Source organism: Roseateles sp. P5_E11 (assembly GCF_054049355.1).
This window is the reverse complement of sequence record NZ_JBFUMO010000990.1, coordinates 1-1,279: the sequence shown is the minus strand read 5'-3', so window position 1 is coordinate 1,279 and position 1,279 is coordinate 1. Positions and strand designations below refer to the sequence as shown.

Annotated in this window: 1 protein-coding gene; it reads left to right on the top strand. The window is 63.5% G+C overall.

What is annotated here, in order from left to right; genetic code table 11:
- Positions 1 to 328: 328 nt before the first annotated feature.
- The coding region (locus ACXJKR_RS32775) for a molybdopterin-dependent oxidoreductase (protein WP_457326418.1) at positions 329 to 1,279 on the top strand (951 nt) is incomplete at its 3' end.

The following is a 1,279-nucleotide window of genomic DNA, read 5'->3' as shown; positions in this document are numbered from 1 at the left end:
GTGCATCTGGTCGATGGCCTCTTTGGCTCGATCTTCGGCAACAGTCTGATCGGCTGGAAGATCCTGGGCTCCATGCTGTCGGTGTTCGGTTTCGTGTCGTTTGCTGAAATGCTTCTCGTGCTCAAGGTCGGTCAGTCCGACCGGTCTTCGGCAGAAGATCCGCGGATCAGTTGAAAGCCTGGCATACCTGAGCGCTTTAGTCCCCCGGGTTGCCCGCCCTGGACAATGGCTCTCCTTTGTGAAGAAATCAGGTCACGGCGGCCAACGACGGCCGCCCGTGTGATTCGTTCCTGCACAAGAGCGGGCCCTGCCCGCAGGAGACAGCCGAATGGACATGAACCGGAGGGCTTTCTTCCGGGTGAGCGGCGCGGGGCTGGCAGCGTCCAGCCTGGTGGCCCTGGGGTTCTCGCCAACGGCCGCCCTGGCCGAGGCGCGCAACTTCAAGCTTGCCCGGGCAACCGAGACCCGCAACACCTGCCCCTACTGCTCGGTGGGCTGCGGCGTCATCATGTATTCGTTGGGCGACAAGGCGAAAAACGTCACGTCGTCCATCATCCACATCGAGGGCGACCCGGACCACCCGGTCAACCGCGGCACGCTGTGCCCCAAGGGCGCCGGGCTGCTGGACTTCGTGCACAGCCCCAACCGGCTGAAGTGGCCTGAGATCCGCGAGCCGGGCAGCAAGGAATGGAAGCGCGTTGGCTGGGATGAGGCCATGGACCGCCTTGTCAAGCTGATGAAGGCCGACCGCGACGCGAACTTCGTCGCCCAGAACGCCGACGGCAAGACGGTGAACCGCTGGCTGACCACCGGCATGCTCTGCGCCTCCGCATCCTCCAACGAAGCGGGCTACATCACCCACAAGGCGATGCGCTCGATGGGGATGCTCGCATTCGACAACCAGGCACGTGTTTGACACGGCCCGACGGTGGCCAGTCTGGCCCCGACGTTTGGCCGCGGCGCGATGACCAACCACTGGGTGGACATCAAGAACGCAGACCTGGTACTCATCATGGGCGGCAATGCCGCCGAGGCCCACCCGTGTGGTTTCAAGTGGGTCATCGAGGCCAAGCACCACAACAAGGCCAAGCTCATCGTCGTGGACCCGCGCTTCACGCGCTCGGCCGCCATGAGCGACTACTACGCGCCCATCCGCGCGGGCTCTGACATCGCCTTCCTGGGCGGCGTCATCAACTACCTGCTGACCAACAACAAGATCCAGACCGAGTACGTCAAGGCCTACACCAACGCCAGCTTCATCGTCGGTGAGGACTACAAG